General features: G+C 40.7%; 16 protein-coding genes. 8 read left to right on the top strand and 8 right to left on the bottom strand.

Annotated elements, in window-relative coordinates:
* Window positions 1–76: 76 nt before the first annotated feature.
* Window positions 77–1,390 carry a tRNA (N(6)-L-threonylcarbamoyladenosine(37)-C(2))-methylthiotransferase MtaB gene (gene mtaB / locus SKC37_RS03275; protein WP_377980089.1) on the bottom strand — a complete coding sequence of 438 codons (1,314 nt, stop codon included), beginning with the start codon at window positions 1,388–1,390 and terminating at the stop codon, window positions 77–79.
* A gap of 89 nt (window positions 1,391–1,479) precedes the next feature.
* Window positions 1,480–2,493, bottom strand: coding sequence for a glutamine synthetase beta-grasp domain-containing protein (locus SKC37_RS03270; protein WP_377980088.1), 1,014 nt, complete (start codon window positions 2,491–2,493; stop codon window positions 1,480–1,482).
* A gap of 239 nt (window positions 2,494–2,732) precedes the next feature.
* Between SKC37_RS03270 and SKC37_RS03265 the strand changes: the two genes are divergently transcribed.
* The 4 genes from SKC37_RS03265 (at window position 2,733) to SKC37_RS03250 (ending at window position 7,076) form a co-directional block, all read left to right on the top strand.
* Window positions 2,733–4,940 (top strand): glutamine synthetase III family protein, encoded by a 2,208-nt coding sequence (locus tag SKC37_RS03265; RefSeq protein WP_377980087.1) that lies wholly within the window; start codon window positions 2,733–2,735, stop codon window positions 4,938–4,940.
* Between the two features lie 6 nt (window positions 4,941–4,946).
* Entirely contained in the window at window positions 4,947–5,522 is a 576-nt protein-coding gene (locus tag SKC37_RS03260; protein WP_377980086.1) for a hypothetical protein, read from the top strand.
* A gap of 3 nt (window positions 5,523–5,525) precedes the next feature.
* Complete coding sequence (locus SKC37_RS03255) at window positions 5,526–6,230, top strand: RsmE family RNA methyltransferase (RefSeq protein WP_377980085.1); 705 nt, start codon at window positions 5,526–5,528, stop codon at window positions 6,228–6,230.
* A gap of 84 nt (window positions 6,231–6,314) precedes the next feature.
* On the top strand, window positions 6,315–7,076 hold the full coding sequence (locus SKC37_RS03250; protein WP_377980084.1) for an acyl-CoA desaturase: 762 nt from the start codon (window positions 6,315–6,317) through the stop codon (window positions 7,074–7,076).
* Window positions 7,077–7,123: 47 nt separating this feature from the next.
* On the opposite strand, the gene SKC37_RS03245 is transcribed toward SKC37_RS03250, so the two are convergent.
* Together SKC37_RS03245 and SKC37_RS03240 are read right to left on the bottom strand one after the other, a co-directional pair.
* The gene (locus SKC37_RS03245) at window positions 7,124–8,380 is read right to left on the bottom strand and encodes a dihydrolipoamide acetyltransferase family protein (protein WP_377980083.1); all 1,257 of its coding nucleotides are present in this window, start codon (window positions 8,378–8,380) and stop codon (window positions 7,124–7,126) included.
* 4 nt (window positions 8,381–8,384) lie between these two features.
* Window positions 8,385–9,635: a competence/damage-inducible protein A gene (locus SKC37_RS03240; protein ID WP_377980082.1), complete on the bottom strand. Its 1,251-nt coding sequence runs from the start codon at window positions 9,633–9,635 to the stop codon at window positions 8,385–8,387.
* A 44-nt stretch (window positions 9,636–9,679) separates the two neighbouring features.
* Here SKC37_RS03240 and gldC point away from each other — a divergent pair, with 44 nt between their 5' ends.
* Window positions 9,680–10,033, top strand: a complete 354-nt coding sequence (gene gldC / locus SKC37_RS03235) for a gliding motility protein GldC (RefSeq protein WP_130896605.1) — start codon at window positions 9,680–9,682, stop codon at window positions 10,031–10,033.
* Between the two features lie 2 nt (window positions 10,034–10,035).
* Window positions 10,036–11,070 (top strand): thioredoxin family protein, encoded by a 1,035-nt coding sequence (locus tag SKC37_RS03230; RefSeq protein ID WP_377980081.1) that lies wholly within the window; start codon window positions 10,036–10,038, stop codon window positions 11,068–11,070.
* Here SKC37_RS03230 and SKC37_RS03225 read toward each other — a convergent pair whose 3' ends face one another.
* The 4 genes from SKC37_RS03225 to SKC37_RS03210 are packed head-to-tail and all read right to left on the bottom strand — an operon-like array spanning window position 11,071 to window position 15,881.
* Window positions 11,071–11,259: a DUF6728 family protein gene (locus SKC37_RS03225; protein ID WP_377980080.1), complete on the bottom strand. Its 189-nt coding sequence runs from the start codon at window positions 11,257–11,259 to the stop codon at window positions 11,071–11,073.
* A 4-nt stretch (window positions 11,260–11,263) separates the two neighbouring features.
* Window positions 11,264–13,249 (bottom strand): (E)-4-hydroxy-3-methylbut-2-enyl-diphosphate synthase, encoded by a 1,986-nt coding sequence (gene ispG, locus SKC37_RS03220; protein WP_377980079.1) that lies wholly within the window; start codon window positions 13,247–13,249, stop codon window positions 11,264–11,266.
* Window positions 13,250–13,282: 33 nt separating this feature from the next.
* Window positions 13,283–14,524 (bottom strand): glucose/galactose MFS transporter, encoded by a 1,242-nt coding sequence (gluP, locus tag SKC37_RS03215; RefSeq protein WP_377980078.1) that lies wholly within the window; start codon window positions 14,522–14,524, stop codon window positions 13,283–13,285.
* 4 nt (window positions 14,525–14,528) lie between these two features.
* Window positions 14,529–15,881 carry a Gfo/Idh/MocA family protein gene (locus tag SKC37_RS03210; protein ID WP_377980077.1) on the bottom strand — a complete coding sequence of 451 codons (1,353 nt, stop codon included), beginning with the start codon at window positions 15,879–15,881 and terminating at the stop codon, window positions 14,529–14,531.
* An 80-nt stretch (window positions 15,882–15,961) separates the two neighbouring features.
* On the opposite strand from SKC37_RS03210, the gene SKC37_RS03205 reads away from it, so the two are divergent.
* Together SKC37_RS03205 and folE are read left to right on the top strand one after the other, a co-directional pair.
* Window positions 15,962–16,384 (top strand): 6-pyruvoyl trahydropterin synthase family protein, encoded by a 423-nt coding sequence (locus tag SKC37_RS03205; protein ID WP_377980076.1) that lies wholly within the window; start codon window positions 15,962–15,964, stop codon window positions 16,382–16,384.
* Window positions 16,344–17,045, top strand: a complete 702-nt coding sequence (gene folE / locus SKC37_RS03200) for a GTP cyclohydrolase I FolE (RefSeq protein WP_377980075.1) — start codon at window positions 16,344–16,346, stop codon at window positions 17,043–17,045. Before SKC37_RS03205 ends, folE begins: the two co-directional genes overlap by 41 nt.
* Window position 17,046 lies beyond the last annotated feature (1 nt).

Below are 17,046 nucleotides of genomic sequence, written 5' to 3'. Positions count from 1 at the left end.
TCCGAAGGAAAAGTGTGTGCAATAAATAAATGAAGATGTGATTTCCCCTCCGGACTTCGGACTAAATTCCTCCGGACTAATGCTCTAACACCACCCCCAACATCTCACCCGCCTCATTCAGCGACTTATAGCGAACTTGTTGAACGGTATTAATTTGCAAGGGATCAAAAGGTACGACTACGCGAACATAGTTTTCAGAAAAACCTTCCATCGTGCCAGGCGTAGCCGATTCCTCGAACAAAACTTGACCTTTTAAACCGGATTGGGATTCATAAAAAGCACGACGCTTTTTATCAGATAAGATATGTAACATCTTCGAACGCTCCGCTTTTTGCATCCCATCCACTTTAGGTTTGATATCCACCGCATAGGTATTAGGGCGCTCAGAATAGGGGAAAACATGTAAATAGGAAATATCCAAACCATTCAAAAACTCATAAGTCTCTAAAAATAATTCAGGCGTTTCTCCTGGATGGCCCACGATCACATCGACACCGATACACGCATTGGGCATCACTTCTTTAATGGCCGTTACGCGATCTACATATAATTCTCGCTGATAGCGACGTTTCATTAGACGTAAAACCGCATTCGATCCAGATTGCAAGGGTATATGGAAATGAGGAACAAACTTAATGGATGAACCTAAAAAGACAATCAACTCCGAAGTAAGCAAATTAGGCTCGATAGAGGAGATGCGGAAACGCTCAATAGTTGACTTCTCTTCAATCGCTTGAACGAGCTGAAAGAATGTTTCTACACGCTTTCCGTTTTGAATGCCAAAATCCCCAATATTTACTCCGGTCAAGACAATTTCCTTGACACCTTTGGCAGCAATCTCCTCAATCAAACCCAATACTTTCTCCACCGTATCAGAACGCGACTGGCCACGAGCCAAAGGAATCGTACAATAAGAACAAGGATAATCGCAACCATCCTGTACCTTCAAGAAAGTACGCGTGCGATCATTCACAGAATAGGACGCATGGTAATCGAGATCGTAGCGGATCTCTGAGGCAATTAACTTAGGTAAATCCGCTGATTCACGATTCAAATAGGGGGGAAGCAAGGTAGGCAATTGAAACTTCTCATTCGCACCTAACACTAAATCAACCCCTGGAATAGCCGAAATTTCTTCTGGTTTCAATTGGGCATAACAGCCAATGATAACAACGGTCGAATTCGGATTAACCTTCTTCGCCTCTCTTACCACTTTTTTACACTTCTTGTCCGCCTGTTCCGTTACACTACAGGTATTGATGACAAACAAATCGGGTTGATCTTGAAACTCTGCGCGCACAAAACCCATCGGTTCGAGAGATCGAGCGATGGAGCTGGATTCGGCAAAATTCAATTTGCAACCAAGAGTGTAAAAAGCGACTTTTTTCATACCTGAAATCAGGATGCAAAGGTAAAACAAAAATGGCGGGAAAACCCGCCATCTTGTCTATAAAAGTATATAAATGCTTAATAAATGTATTATAATTTGGCTGTTTTAACCGTCTTGATAATACGAGCAGCCACTTTATATGGATCTGCCGCTGAGTTCGGACGACGGTCTTCTAACCAACCTTTCCATCCTTTTTCTACTGCTGCGATAGGGATACGAATCGATGCACCACGATCAGAGATTCCATAAGAGAAATCGTGAATCGAAGCTGTCTCGTGCTTACCTGTTAAACGCATGTGGTTGTCAGCACCGTACACCTCGATGTGTTCTTTCACAAATGGAGCGAATGATTGACAAATTTTATCGTATGCTTCTTTATTTCCTGCTGTACGCAATACGGTGTTAGAGAAGTTCGCGTGCATTCCTGAACCGTTCCAATCTAATTCACCTAGAGGCTTGCAGTGCCAGTTGATCGAAACACCATACTTCTCGCCTAAACGCTCTAAAATATAACGACCTAACCAGATTTCATCACCTGCTTGCTTAGCACCTTTTGCGAACATTTGGAATTCCCATTGTCCAGCTGCTACCTCAGCATTAATACCTTCAATATTTAAACCTGCGTCAATACACAAGTCCATGTGCTCTTCAATAATCTCACGACCATACGCGTTGTTTGCGCCTACTGAACAGTAGTAAGGCCCTTGTGGTGCTGGATACCCATTTGCTGGGAAACCTAAAGGCTTGTTTGTTTCTGGATCCCAAAGGAAATACTCTTGCTCAAAACCGAACCAGAAATCGTTATCATCATCATCAATCGTAGCACGACCATTAGACTCATGCGGAGTTCCGTCTGCGTTTAATACTTCACACATTACTAAATAACCATCACGGCGTGCTGGATCTGGGCAAACATAGACTGGCTTCAATAAACAATCAGAAGAACCACCTTCAGCTTGCTGAGTAGAAGAACCATCGAAAGACCACATATCTAGGTCTTCTAATTTGCCGCTAAAATTGTTCTCAATTTTAGTCTTAGAACGTAAACTTTGTGTTGGCTTGTAGCCATCCAACCAAATGTACTCTAATTTTGATTTAGCCATGATTTTTAAACTTGATTTTGAAACAAAAATACTTTTTTAGGAATTCGTATAGCAAAAATATACCTCTTTTTAGGAAAAACAATAGTTTGAGTCAAAAAAACCTGTAAAAACAATCGAGTATTTTGCAAAAACTCAAAAAATCCAAATTAAAAACGGAAAATTCAATCCTACTTTTCAAATTTTGGCATTTTTTATCCCATCACAATTCGCTATTTTTACCTAAGAATTAAAATCTTCATATGGCAATCACTAGATTTAAGGCTCTTGAGTTAGCTCAATCCCGCACAGGAACTCCAGTAAAGCTTCCTACAGAAAAAGTTTCGGACTATTATGGAAGCATGACCTTCAGTGATGAGGTGATGCGTTCTCTATTATCACCAGAAGCATATTTAAAGATAAATACCGCTATCCAAACAGGATCTAAGATTGATCGCGATGCGGCAGATGAAGTAGCTGCAGCCATGAAATCTTGGGCTATATCGAAAGGAGCCACTCACTATACGCACTGGTTTCAACCTTTAACAGGTACCACCGCAGAGAAACACGATTCCTTCTTTGACATTGATTTAAGCAATGGAAAAGCAGTAGAGAAGTTCAAAGGATCTGCTCTCGTTCAACAAGAACCGGATGCATCCTCGTTTCCTAATGGTGGAATCCGTTCTACTTTTGAAGCACGCGGGTATACGGGTTGGGATCCATCATCGCCAGCTTTTATCATGGAAAATGCGGCTGGAACTGCCACTTTATGTATTCCATCCGTCTTCGTTTCCTATACAGGAGAAGCTTTAGACTATAAAACGCCATTGCTAAAATCCATTGAATTAGTGGATAAAGCGGCTACAGCTGTTATTAAGGAGTTCTTTAACCGTGATGTCAGCAAAGTGATCCCGACATTAGGAGCGGAGCAAGAGTATTTCGTAGTAGACGAAGCCTTATTTAATGCACGTCCGGATCTAGTGATGGCAGGACGTACGGTATTTGGACATGCTCCCGCGAAAGGACAGCAATTAGAAGATCATTATTTTGGATCTATTCCAAATCGTGTGAATGCCTTCATGGTAGACTTCGAAATCGAGGCACTTAAATTAGGTATGCCAGTGAGAACGCGTCACAATGAGGTGGCTCCAGCTCAGTTTGAAGTAGCGCCTACCTTCGAGGAAGCGAACTTAGCCTGCGACCACAATGCTTTATTGATGGATTTGATGTCCAAAGTCGCGTCTAAACATAAATTTAAAGTCCTATTCCACGAGAAACCATTTGCAGGTATTAACGGATCTGGAAAGCACAATAACTGGGCTTTAGCTACAGACACAGGCATTAACTTATTAGCGCCGTCATCGAAGCCTAAAGAGAATTTGCGCTTCTTGACATTCTTTGTCAATACATTGAAAGCGGTACATGACCGCGCGGATTTACTGCGTGCATCTATCGCCTCTGCTGGTAATGAGCACCGTTTAGGAGCTAATGAAGCTCCTCCAGCCATCGTTTCTGCTTTCTTAGGGAGTACGATGAGCCAAGTTTTGGACGACATGGAAAACATGGATGGCCTAGACGAAATTCAATTAGAAAAAGGAGACAATGTCTACCTTAAATTAGGTATCAATAAGATTCCATCGTTGATCTTAGATAATACGGATCGCAACAGAACGTCTCCATTTGCCTTTACAGGTAATAAATTCGAATTCCGAGCGGTAGGATCCTCTGCTAACTCTGCGGCTCCAATGACTGTATTAAACACCATTGTAGCTGACCAACTCATCAAATTCCGCAAGGAGGTGGAAGAGGTATTGGAGAAAGGAGTAAAGAAAGAATTAGCCATCATGGAGGTCTTAAAGCGCTACGTGAAAGAGTCGAAAAATATCCGTTTCGAGGGAAATGGTTATTCAGACGAATGGGTAGAGGAAGCGGCTCGTCGTGGTTTGTCTAATTTAAAGACAACACCAGAGGCATTAGCCGTATACGCACGCCCTGAATCGATCGAATTATTCACAAAACATGGTATCTATTCAAAAGAAGAGATGCATGCTCGTCACGAGATCGAATTAGAGAACTATGTGAAGAAGATTCAAATCGAATCCCGTGTAATCGGTGATATGGCGATTAACCACATCGTTTCAACTTCCTTGAAGTACCAAACGCAATTAGTAGAGAACGTAAAGGGCCAAAAAGAAATAGGCATCGATCCTCAATACTATGCGCCTACGATCGAAATGATCAAAAAAATCTCAGAGTATACCTCTTCCATCGTGCGTTTACAAAATGGCATGACTGAGGCACGTAAAGAGGCTAATAACATTGAAGATTTAGAAGAGAGAGCTGTTTTATACAGCACGAAGGTGAAAGGCTTTTTCGAAGAGATTCGCTACAGCGTCGATAAATTAGAATTAATCATCGACGATGATGAGTGGCCATTACCAAAATACCGTGAACTATTGTTAATCAAATAAACCCAGATGTCAACTAACACAAACCCAGGCTTTGACCCGGCAGAAATTGCAGCCTTAAAAAAGCAATGTGAAGCAGAAAATCGTTCTTTTGTCTATATTTTGGATGAGGAATTGCCTTCTGGAAATGAGCGAGAAATGGTTCACATCCAATTTGTGGGTCAATACGAGAAACAAGAAGTCATTTATGATGCGATTGTTTGTACCCTGCAATTACACTACTCCAGCTTATTATACGAAGCAGCTGAAAGAGAAATCATTCAGCAATATCCATTGTATGTTCCTTTAGAGAACCGCGATGAGAATTATGAACCGAACGAAGAATTAGACGAGGAGGTAGAAATGTTAATCCTAGAGGTGATTGAAGACCTAGAGGAAAACGAAGAAATTAAAGTAGCGGAATATATCGAGATCGATCCAGAATTCGAATATGGGGTTAGTATTGAAACCGCCTTGTATGTTCCCGCTTTAGATGATGAGATGTTATCCCAATTCGTTCAAGACTTTAATGGCAACACGCTAAGCCTTGATCCATCACTTTATACCTTTAACTCTGACGATGAGGATGAGGATGAAGACGAATAACACATGAGTATAGCCGTATTTTACGCTCCTAATGCAAAGGATTCCTCTTATTTATCTGAAGAGGAATCCTTTCATGCTATACGGGTATTGCGTTTAAGAGTAGGAGAGACTATTCACTTGTTAGATGGTCGAGGATCTAAATTCTCTTCGAATATAACTGCTGTAGAGGGGAAAAAAGTAGCTTTCGGCCCATTAGAATTGATCGAATCTGAACCGGCACCAGCTTACACGATTCATCTATATGTCGCTCCCACGAAACAAATGGAGAGAATGGAATGGATGGTGGAAAAATGTGGAGAATTTGGCATACATGGGATACACTTCTTTGCTTCAAAGAATTCGGAAAGAAAAGAGATCAAACTCCAGCGTTTGGAGAAGACAGCGATTTCAGCTTTGAAGCAATCAAAGAACTTGTATTTGCCTGAAATTACGGGCTTACATACGTTTAAGGAAATTGCTGCTAAGGAGGGAGGAGAAAAATTATTTGCCTTTATTTCGAACCCGCCGGTTGCTGTGTTAATGAAAACAGCCTCAAAAAATAAAGAATACCACGCAATCGTAGGCCCAGAGGGAGACTTTACAACTGAAGAATCTGATGTATTGCAAAATAATCAATGGAAACCTTTTAGTCTAGGCAAGTCCATTTTACGTACAGAGACGGCTGGAATAGCGGTTTGTCACAGCTTACATATACTCAATTCTGACTAAAATCAGTTATTTAACGTAAAGACAAGTTAAAAAAGAAACATTTGCTTCGTAACTTTGTTGAATCATTATAATCTCAATTCTATTATGCAATTAGTACTACCGGCTTTCTTCATACATTGGTATGTTTCTTTGTTCAGCCAAACATTTTTCCTTCACCGTTACTCTGCTCACAAGATGTTTTTGATGAGCAAGTTTTGGGAAAAATTCTTTTATTTCTTGACTTATTTATCGCAAGGTTCATCCTTTTTAAGCCCTCGTGCTTACGCGATTTTACACAGAATGCACCACGCATTTTCTGATACAAAAAAAGATCCACACTCTCCGATGTTCTCGAGCAACGTATTTACGATGATGTGGAAGACGAAAAACATCTATAATGCCGTTTTAAACAGAGAGCAAAAGGTGGAAGAACGTTTTGAGCATGATTACCCTGTATCTAAAACAATTGAAAAAATCGGTGATTCTTGGATCTCGCGATTAGGTTGGGGAGTGGCTTACGCCTCTTTATACATCGTTGGATTTGTTTATTTCGATATGCACTGGGCCTTTTTCTTTTTATTACCGGTTCACTTTTTGATGGGACCTGTACACGGCGCTATCGTAAACTGGTCAGGACATAAATATGGCTACCAAAACTACGATAACCACGATCACTCGAAGAACTCGTTAATCTTTGACGTAGTGATGATGGGTGAGTTGTTCCAAAACAACCACCACAAACTACCAAACCGTGTAAACTTCGCTACGAAATGGTTTGAGTTTGATCCAACTTATCCAATGATTAAATTTTTGACGTTGCTAAAAATTATTCGTCCGAATGTAAAACCGGAAGATGCTAAATTCTAAGACGTATTTGTTTTAAACGAAAAGAGCCTCGATTGAGGCTCTTTTTTTTATATCGCTGAATCTGCACTAAACTTCTCCAAGTAATCCGACACCCGCTTCACGAATCCTCCACCTAGCGAACCATCCACCACTCGGTGGTCATACGAATGGGATATGAACATCTTCTGACGAATCGCGATGACATCTTCACCCTTGTCGTTTGTTATGACGGCAGGCTTCTTTTCTATCACCCCAAAGGCTAAAATACCTACTTGGGGCTGCACAATAATAGGCGTACCCATTAAATTGCCAAATCCACCAATGTTAGAAATCGTAAAAGTTCCACCTTCTAAATCAGCAGGCTTCAACTTATTCGCTCTTGCTCTTGCAGATAAATCATTCACCTTTTGCGTTAATTCAGCTAAGGTCATTTTATCCACTTCGTGAATAACAGGGACAATTAAATTACCATTAGGCAAGGCAACCGCCATACCGATGTTAATTTGAGCATGTTGAACGATGTAATTTCCTTCTACCGAGATAAGCATACCTGGAAAATCTTTCAAGGCGTCCGCAGTGGCTTTAAATAGGAGTGGAGTGAAAGTTAAGGCTTCCTTGTATTTGTCTTGAAAATCTTGCTTCACTTTAGCACGCCAATTAACCATATTGGTCACGTCAGCTTCTAAGAAAGAGGTAACGTGGGGTGCTATGCGTTTAGAATCAAGCATACGCTCAGAAATCATCTTCCGCATGCGATCCATTTCGATCACTTCGTCACCAGGCAAACGCATTCCAGCTCCTTGACTCAAGGTTCCGGATGAAATCATACGCTTCGAATTTCGAACAGCGATGTAGTTCAACACATCTTTCTTTGTGATACGACCATCTAACCCTGAACCGGGGAGTTGGTTTAATTCTCTTTGGGATACATTCTCAGACTGGCAGATCTGCTTAATCAAAGGCGAAATCCATGGATTAGTCGATTTATCGGTACTTAATTCCGTAGGAGTCAGGCTTAAATCAATTAACGAACTAATTGACTCATCCATAGAAAAAGTGCCAGCCGTTGATGTAGAGCCACTTTCCACCGCATCAATCACACAAATAGCCTTTCCAATCGTCGCGACAGAACCCACAGGTACTAAAATCTTCTGTAAATATCCTGCTACGGGCGATGGAACCTCCGTATCAATCTTATCCGTGGCCACTTCTAGAATGAAATCATCCGCTTCCACATAATCTCCCGGCTGCTTTAACCAATTCAAAACAGTTGCCTCCATGATGCTTTCGCCCATTTTGGGCATGATTACCTCTATAATAGCCATAGAATTAGCTTAAATCGTTTAATAAATATTTACGGAGCAAATTTACACAAGCCAATGAACTTAGGTAAATGTTTTGCATGCGCGTTCCACCTAATGTTAATTTCCGGGTGATTACTCCTGTAGGATGTGCCAAAGCAACCCAAACCGTCCCTACCGGTTTATCTTCGGTTCCCCCGTCTGGTCCAGCAATGCCAGAGGTCGCTAACGCATAGGTGGTACCCATTTTTTTTTGCACACCTTGCGCCATCGCTTGGATACACGCTTCTGACACTGCACCATCAGAAGCTAATATCTCCGATGAAACACCCAATTGATCTATTTTGACTTGGTTCGCATAGGAAAGAATTCCTCCCACGAAATAGGCAGAACTTCCTGGATTCTGCGTAAACTGATGAGCTAAATGTCCTCCAGTGCAACTTTCAGCTATAGACAAAGTGGCTTTTTGATCGATTAATAATCGTCCTACTACCTCAGCCAGCTCATCCTTTTCATAACCAAAAATATACGATTGGATTAATGGATTCACCTTTTGCAACTCCACTTCAACCTCCTCTTGCAAACGGCTTAAATCATCCCCCAAAGCCGTTAAACGCAACTTAACAATCCCCATGGAAGGTAAATAGGCTAATTTGATATGTGCTGGTAATTGCAATTCCCAGCTCTCTATTAATTCCGACAAATAAGATTCACCTATCCCGACCGTCTTTATGACCTTGTGGTAGATAACGGGCATATGGAAATGTGTAACTAATCGAGGAAGCACTTCCTGCTCCATGATATTTTTCATCTCATAAGGAACACCAGGCATGGAAACCCAGATGACACCTTTCTCATTAAACCACATGCCGGGTGCCGTACCTTGACTATTGCGTACAAATTCAGCTTTAGTAGGCAAAAGAGCCTGATCCCGATTAATCGCTGATAATTCCCGACCACGTTTGGCAAAGAATTCAGTAACGTCTTGCAAGGCTTCTGAATGCATAGCTAACTCACAGTCGAAATACTCCGCGAGGATCTTTTTAGTTAAATCATCTTTAGTAGGACCTAGGCCTCCCGTAATGAAGACAACATCCGCACGCTGTGCAGCTTCGGCAAGAATCTGAAGTATTTCTGATTTTTGATCACCTACAGATGATTTCCGTACGGTTTTGATCCCTAATTTATCCAATTCAAGACTGATCCACTGCGTATTGGTATCCAGGATTTGCCCGTATAATATCTCATCCCCAATGGTAATAATTTCAGCCTTAACCATTAATTTTCCTTAATTTATACGAAAATACGATTAATTTTACATCCATGAAACATTCTGAAATCAATTTTAAAATACAATTAGACGACCAAAATATCCCAGAGCAAATCTCTTGGTCTGCTACCGATAATCCGAACGAAGGCATCGAGGAAACAAAAGCCATTTTAGTGGCTACTTGGGATCCCTATCATAAAGGGACGTTGACTTTACCACTTTGGACGAAAGATATGGAAGTCTTAGACATGAAACGTTTCTTCATCGAAATCGTAGGAACCGTGGCAGATGCTTCGTTACAAGCCACAGGCGATAATTTCTTCGCTCAAGAATTAGAGGCTACCTGTCGCACGCTATCATCGCATTTACAGAAAGAAATCGTAGCGTTAGAAAAAGGCGCAAAATAAGTATGAAAAAAATACTCCTATTCCTAATATTACCCTTTTTAGGATACTCACAAGGCATCAATTTCAGTTCGGCTTCTTCCTTACAAGAAGCAAGAACCGAAGCCATAAAGCAGAATAAATTGCTTTTTATGGAAATATATGCCCCAGATTGCCATATTTGCAATTCATTTAAGGGCGTATTTTCTCAACCTGCAGTAGGAGCGGTCTACAACAAGAATTTTGTTAATTATCAATTAGACATTCGCAATCCAGCGAATCAAATGGTATTAAAGCAGGCAGGAATCATTGTTAATGCGACACCTACTTTTGTTTTCTTTGAGCCTAAGTCGATGAAAATTATACAGGCGAGAATCTTTGGAGAGAAAGAAAATACGGTTGCCATGGTAAATGGGATAGGGACAAAGGCTATTATTCCAGCTGAACAAGCAGCTCAATTTCCCAAGCGATTAGCAGCAGGTGAGAAAAACCCGGGCATGTTAATTAATTATGCTGAATATGCCCGTATTACAGGAGATACGTTATCCAATATCAAGGCCATGAATGCCTATATCTCCTTGTTAACAACGCAGCAATACAGTTCACAATCTACTTTCAATCTAATGCAAGTAGCCTTAATGAATCATGAAAACCGCTTATTTGACTATTTCATTCGAAATTTGAATTATTATAATTCGATTTACGACCCGTCAGTAGTACGCATGATTTATGAGAATATCTTCCAAATTACGTTAACCAGCTCTCGAGCTACGCAATTAGGTGAAGCGGGGATGGTAAAATTAAAAGTACAAATGGCCAAAACAGGGCTAGATCGTTCCAGTATTGTTCGAAGAACGTGGATGGTGGAGTCTGATATGCTTTTCAAGCAAAGAAAAACAACGCAGGCCATGAAAGTGATTGATCAATTAATTAATTCCATGCCCGGCGCTTTGGGGCCGAAAGAAAATCAATTCTTATGCGATTACGTAAAAGGCAAAACGAAAGACGTGGCTGCTTTGAAAAAAGCAAAGTCAAACTGGTGCCTATACGGAACGAAATAATTAGCGTATAAACGCGCGGTAAATCATTACGATCAAACAAATAAGAAACATCAAGATGGAAATCTTGTTGATCGTGTGCATGGCACGGATATTAAAATTGGCAGGTGCACCTGGCTTCGGCTTTTGAAAAACACGAATAAAATACGTGAATACTTCGCCTACTTTGAATTGTTCTCTTAATCTGCTCATTGTATTATTCGTTTACAGACGGCTCACGCCAATCCCCATGTTCTTTTATTAACTGAATCAACTCATCAACGGCAGAGTTAGCCGGCACGGATTTTTTAACTACCTCTTGCCCTTTATAGAGCGCAATTTTATCTTTTCCTATCCCTACATAGCCATAGTCTGCATCAGCCATTTCTCCAGGTCCATTCACGATGCATCCCATAATACCAATCTTGATTCCTTTTAAATGATCCGTTTTTTGGCGAATCATGGCTGTCGTTTCTTGCAAATCAAATAAGGTGCGACCACAAGACGGACATGAAATGTATTCGGTTTTAGAAATACGCATTCTACTAGCTTGTAAGGTCCCAAAATTCGTTGCATTACACAGAGCTTCCTTATTCTTTGCATGTTTTATGCTGAGCATTAATCCATCCCCTAAACCATCAATAAACAAGGCTCCTGCATCTGTAGGAGCGAACAATTGGAATTGATCGTCTGAAACAGAGGTATAGTTTAAGTGAATAATCACGGGATTTTCAATTCCTTTCTCAAGCAAATGGAAAAACGCACGACGAATCGCCGGCATTTGATGTGCATTCGTTGTATGAAGAACAATCACAGTCGTCTCATCAAATTTATCTGCGCCAGCGACTAATTCTGCAACGTCTAGAGAGACGAAATTTAACGTTGTATGCTTGTGAGCGGCAGCTTGATACGCTGCATAGTCAAATAATGGATATACATATTCAGACGGATTCCAAACCGAAGCATCCTGAATTTGACGCAAGCCATTAGGCAACATAAAATCAAGTGACTGTTGGCCTGTATAAATAAAATCAGCTCCTAGATCATTCATCGCCCATTTATCAGGCTCCGGCAAATAGAAGTGACCTACCGCTTTTAAATCTGTTATCGTAATGTTTGACTTAGAAGAAAAATCAGCAATTACCCGTGGCACCTGATGCCCTCCAATGGAGAATATCTCAGATGTCTTTCTACGTGAATGCGCAAACGGATGAATAGGGGAATCAAAGGCTACCGAAAGCCCGGTAAAAACACCAATGGGATCTTGTGAAGAAGCCCGTGTATCATACCGACAGACTAAATCCTGGGCCACCGGAATCTCAAATTCTGGATCCTCCGTTAAGGACACGCGAATGGTATCGCCTAATCCATCTTCTAATAGCGTTCCTATGCCTACAGCCGACTTAATTCGACCATCTTCACCCTCTCCAGCTTCGGTCACACCTAAGTGCATTGGATAGTCTTTAAATCCACCATCCTTTAATCTTTTACTCAATAACCGATAAGCTTCCACCATCACCTGTGTATTCGATGATTTCATCGAAAGCACAATGTTGAAATAGTTTTCATCCTCGCAGATACGCAAGAACTCCAAAGCAGATTCCACCATCCCTAGTGGAGTATCTCCATAGCGACTCAAAATCCGATCAGAAAGCGAACCATGGTTCGTACCAATACGCATGGCCGTTCCATATTCCTTGCAAATATTCACCAAAGGCAAAAATTTGTCCCGAATTCGATCTAATTCAGCAGCATAAGAAACATCGGTATAATCAATGGTTTCAAAACGCTTTTTGTCCGCATAATTACCTGGATTAACACGCACTTTTTCCACGATTCTAGCAGCCAATTCCGCTGCGTTTGGCGTAAAGTGAATATCTGCCACCAAGGGAGTGGTATAACCACGTTGCCGGAGACCTTTGCGAATATTCTCTAGATTTTGCGCTTCCTTTACAGAGGGAGCTGTGATACGTACTAATTCACAACCCGCATCAATCATTCGGATGGATTGCTCGATAGAGCCAAGCGTATCCATGGTATCCACCGTGGTCATCGATTGAATCCGAATAGGGAAGTCAGATCCTAAATAAAGATCACCTATTTGTACCGGAATCGTACGTCTTCTTTCATAGGCATACAAAGAAGAGGCATAGGTATTACCGTCAATAAGTAAAGGATCAGTGATCAGAGAATGAATAGACATAGCTAGTTTAAAACGCAAAAATAGGCAATTCTACTACCAAGAACTCTTTTTATGACCAATTGTTGCGTAAAAAAGAATAAATAAATAGCATGGGATCATTATCGCGTAGGCAATTTGGGTATCCCCTAGTTTATCCGCCAAAGAACCATAGACTAATGGGATCAAAGCACCACCAGAAATCATCATAATGATCAAGGCGGAACCAATTTTGGTAAACTTACCTAATCCCTTAATAGCCAATGGCCATAATGCCGGCCACATTAAAGCATTTGCCAAGCCTAATAAGGCTAAGCACAAAACAGATAAATAACCATTCAAAGCTATGGCACCGATAGAAAAGAAAACACCCAAAATAGCCGAAAAATTCAAGGCCTTTTGTTGAGATAAATATTTTGGAATGAATAAGATACCGATAATATAACCCGCTAACATACCATATAAAGTATACGTTGTAAATATTTTAGCGACATCTTTACTAAAGCCTTGTGAAACACCATAACTAATAATCGTGTCTCCAGCGATCACCTCAACACCCACATAAAGAAAGAATGCAACCAGACCTAAAACTAAGTTAGGATAAGCCCAAACACTTGATTTCACTTGTCCTGCTTCTTCTACCGTTTCTTCAGCTTCCACTTCAGGCAATGAGGAGAACCACACCCAAACAGCCAAAACAACTAATACGGCTGTCATAATGCCATAGGGCATAATTACAATAGATAATTTTTCGGATTCAGCTACCGCACTCGAAAGGAAAAGACCACCAAAAATGAATTGACTTAAAATACCTGCTACCTTATTGCAAATACCCATCACTGAAATACGTTGTGCCGCAGATTCAGCTGGACCTAAAATTGTCACATAAGGATTAGAGGCAGTTTGTAATAAAGCTAAACCCGTACCGATCACAAAAAGCCCAAATAAAAACATCGGATAACTAAATGATACCACTGGATAACCAAATAAAAACATCTCATAATTAGACATTTGCGCCGCTGGAATAAACAATAGGGTACCTACTGCCATAGTCAAAAGTCCTAGCGACATTCCTTTCTTAAAGCCGGTTTTTGTCAAAACCCAAGACGACGGAATCGCCATCACAAAATACGAAATAAAAAAGGCGGTTGTTACTAAAAGAGATTCGAATGAAGTTAATTTAAAGGCATCTTTAAAAAAGGCAATTAAAACCGAATTCACCCAGGTCACAAAACCAAAGACAAAGAAGAGTATACCGATAATTAATAGAGGTCCGTTAACGTTTTTTGATTGGTTCATAGGTTTAGTATTGATCGTTTAAAGCAAAAATTGGTTGATTTTTTTTCCATTTACCGCGTGTAAAATCAGGTATTTGGATAGGAGCGGAGCCCTTCTTAATAGACTCCTCAGAAAGTGGCGCAATCGCAGACCAAGCCGCCGCATCATACACATCGATTGGTGGTGCTACTTTCGCCTTAATTGCCTCGATAAAGGCTCTTAACACAAAATAATCGATACCACCATGACCTGCATTCTCCGCATCAGCTGCGTGCGCTTTCCATAAAGGGTGATCGTATTTCTCTAAATAGGGCTTGGCTTCTTCCCAGCGATGCGCTTTGGGCGAAATTCCCTCTAAATAGATTGATTTATTATCTTCCATCCATAAACCTTTCGTTCCTTGAACTCGGAAACCTAAAGAATAAGGACGTGGAGAATTCGTATCATGTGTAATGAGAATGGTTTCGCCATTCACACATTTAATCATCGTTTGGACGATATCACCACATTTGAAATCCACTTTCGCATTCGGATGATCAGCGCCTCCTTTTTCCACGATGTAATTATGTAGTCCCAAAGCAGGTGTGGCCATCGCGGTTAAATAAGCAAACTGATTTCCCCGATTAATATTTAACATCTCAGCCACCGGTCCTAAACCATGTGTCGGATACAAATCTCCGTTACGATCGACAGAATGCTGGGTGCGCCATTTGGCCTCAGAAAAACCTTTCTCCCCAAACTCCACTCCACCACCATAGGCCTGATTTCCATCATTGAATTTTACTTCCCGTAAATCGTGCTGGTAACCACACTGTACGTGATTTAAGGTCCCAAACATCCCCTGTCGAACCATATTCAACGTCGCGAGTACATCCCGACGGTAACATACGTTCTCTAAAATCATGCAATGAGAACCCGTCTTCTCGTACATATTCACGAGATCCCACGATTCTTTCAAGGTAACCGTCGCAGATACTTCTACGCCCGCATATTTACCTTGCTTCATCACTTCTAAGGCCATCGGAACATGCCACTCCCAGGGAGTTGCAATCACCACGCCATCGATATCATTGCGCTTGGCTAAATTTTCAAAATCTTTTTCTGTCTTCCCGTAGACCGTAGGAGCGGTACGCCCTTTGTCAGAAACCATCTTTAAAGCGATATCAATCGCTTTAGGATCTATATCGCATATAGCAACGACCTCAACATCCGGACGATACATGGCCATCTCCAAGTGATTTTGGCCTCTTAAGCCTACGCCAATAAAACCTAAACGCACTTTTGTTTGTTCTTCTGGTATCTGTCGTAGAAAAGTGGGGAATAAAGCGGTACCCGAGGTATATACTAAGGAATCGGAAATAAACTTCCTTCTTTTCATTTTGTTAATGATAGGTCTAATAGGTGTTACAAAGATGAAATTTAAGGAAAATACTTTAAATTTATAAGAATTTAGAAAAAATGACTGAAGCCCCACGCGTTACCGTATTCCGAAAAGAACATTTCAATGCTGCGCACCGTTTGCATAATCCATTTTGGACAGCAGAGAAAAACAAAGAAATTTTCGGTTTATGTAACAATCCGAATTACCACGGACACAATTATGAAATAATTATCCAGGTAACCGGAACAATTGACCCAGAAACGGGTTATGTCATTGATACGAAGTTTTTATCAGATTTAGCCCAAACAGAAGTTTGCAAAAAATTTGATCATAAGAATTTAAATTTAGACGTGCCTGAGTTCGCTAATTTGAATCCTACTGCAGAAAACATCGTCCTGGTGATTTATAACAAACTGAGGGCTAAACTCCCTTCTAAATTAGATTTAAAAATCAGATTGTATGAAACAGAAAGAAATTTCGTTGAATTCCCTGCTAATTGATACTGACCGTTTCTTGTTAACAGACGAGGAAATAGGAGATAATCATGTAGCCACCTCTATCGAAACACCGATGAGGGAGGATGCTTTTGATATTTCTGATTCGGAGAAAATAGCCATCATTGAATCTCACTTCCGTGAGATCATGTTAACATTGGGTTTAGACCTAACAGATGACTCATTACGTGGTACTCCTAAGCGAGTAGCTAAAATGTACATCGAAGAAATCTTTAGCGGATTAAATCCTGCTAATGAGCCTAAAATAGCCTTATTTGAGAATAAATATCAGTATAATGAAATGCTGATCGAAAAGAACATATCGTTCTATTCTAATTGTGAGCACCATTTCGTACCTATTATGGGTAAAACACACATTGCATACATTTCTTCAGGACAAGTGATTGGCCTTTCGAAGTTGAATCGTATTGTACAGTTTTATGCCAAAAGACCTCAGGTGCAAGAGCGTCTCACCATGCAAATTGCGAAACATCTTCAAAGAGTCTTGAAAACTGATCACGTTGCTGTTTTTATTGATGCAAAACACTTGTGCGTTTCTTCTAGAGGAGTAAAAGACGAGGCTACCTCGACCATTACGTCCTACTATGGAGGTAAATTCCAAGAGGACAATACTAGAAGAGAATTCTTACAATCTATTCAAGCCTAAA

The sequence above is a fragment of the Aquirufa esocilacus genome (assembly GCF_042715595.1).
Taxonomy (GTDB): domain Bacteria; phylum Bacteroidota; class Bacteroidia; order Cytophagales; family Spirosomataceae; genus Aquirufa; species Aquirufa esocilacus.
Note: the sequence above shows the minus strand (reverse complement) of the source record. Positions and strands in the feature narration are given on the sequence as shown.